Annotated in this window: 2 protein-coding genes and 1 pseudogene; all 3 read right to left on the reverse strand. The window is 42.9% G+C overall.

Annotated elements, in window-relative coordinates; all coding sequences use genetic code 11:
* Positions 1-308, reverse strand: a pseudogene (locus KDK17_RS07610) (hypothetical protein); the annotation flags it as partial.
* Positions 305-619, reverse strand: coding sequence for a type II toxin-antitoxin system HigB family toxin (locus tag KDK17_RS07615; RefSeq protein WP_257287756.1), 315 nt, complete (start codon positions 617-619; stop codon positions 305-307). The pseudogene KDK17_RS07610 and the gene KDK17_RS07615, both read right to left, overlap by 4 nt.
* A gap of 178 nt (positions 620-797) precedes the next feature.
* Complete coding sequence (locus KDK17_RS19505) at positions 798-1,196, reverse strand: group II intron maturase-specific domain-containing protein (protein WP_373690694.1); 399 nt, start codon at positions 1,194-1,196, stop codon at positions 798-800.
* Positions 1,197-1,299: the final 103 nt, after the last annotated feature.

Raw genomic sequence — 1,299 nt, forward strand, 5'->3', positions numbered from 1 at the left:
CCCAGTTCACTTTTTAAATCATCAGCTTTTAGCTGATATTGATCCATTAGTGTTCTTAGAACAGCTACACCATCATCCAGAGCTTCAACCCTTTTATTGAAATCCGAGAAACCCTCAGACTCATCTTCCCATTTTTCAATGGAGATAGAGAGTACTTCAATTAGAGGAAGATATTTATCGTAATCTTCGATTAGTTCTTCCATCAGTTCCAGAGCTTGCTCATACTCTTCCTCACTATGAATGCGACTTACAAAGCCTGCTTCAGAGAAAAAGTCTACAGCCTTTTGCTTTAGATTTGTGTATCTCATGTACCAGCCTCCTTTGCGTACTTTTTACATAGTTTGTCGTACTCAGCGTGTGAGACGATGTGTTTGACATACATTCTGCAATCCCTGAACTCAATGAAAGCTATGAGTCGAAGGTTGTTGCCACCAATATCTACTACCCACCATTTATCTTTGTACTTGAAATTATCCAAACTGGGGAATAGTGATCTCAACTCATTCGGGCTACGAAAATCACCATTTCTCAATGACTTATAGACTGCTTCTATCGCAGTAGCATCGTTTGGATACTTATGTGTAGCATCGTTAAACGGCTTTCTTGAGATAACGTGCATAAAAGCCTCTACATTCACTTATTGTGAACTCTAGCACGCACAATAGAACTTTACAAATTGTGAACTCAATGATTTGTATAGGAGCATAATCGGGATAGGGCAGAGTCTCACAACTCTGCTCCTCCCACAACACCGGCCATACGGATCACGTAGCACGGCGTTTCAAATCACTTTCATTTCATCTTTCTGCCAATGAAGGCAGACCAAGATTTCTAAAGTATCTATTCGGCAATGCTTGGGTTAAGGCTGGACTGCCACTTAAACGCCAAACTCCGTGTGCTGACTTTGCTGTATTCCATGCAAGGTACTGACTCACGCCTAATCGTCTAAGCACTCTGTAGCCTTTCCCTCCCCATTGCTTCAAAAGATAACATCGCAATCGGCGTCGAATCCATTTGTCCAGATCTCGCAGAGGACTCAGCACTTCAGATATATCGAAGTACGCTTTCCAACCAAGCAGGGATTTTCTTAATTCTGTGATTATCTGGTTTATTGAATGACCTCTCGTTCGACGGCTCAGCTGTTTGACGGTCTGTTTCAGTTTAATCAGTGCTTTCGCGCTGACTTTAACCTTCATTTCTCGTCGGCTGAACGTAATGCCCAGAAAGCTTCGCTCACGCCCTTGCCCTTTCGCTAACCTTCGGCTCTGCGAATACCTGGTAAGAGGACTTTCACCTCTC

Source organism: Endozoicomonas sp. SESOKO2, from assembly GCF_024606245.1.
Taxonomy (GTDB): Bacteria; Pseudomonadota; Gammaproteobacteria; order Pseudomonadales; family Endozoicomonadaceae; genus Endozoicomonas_A.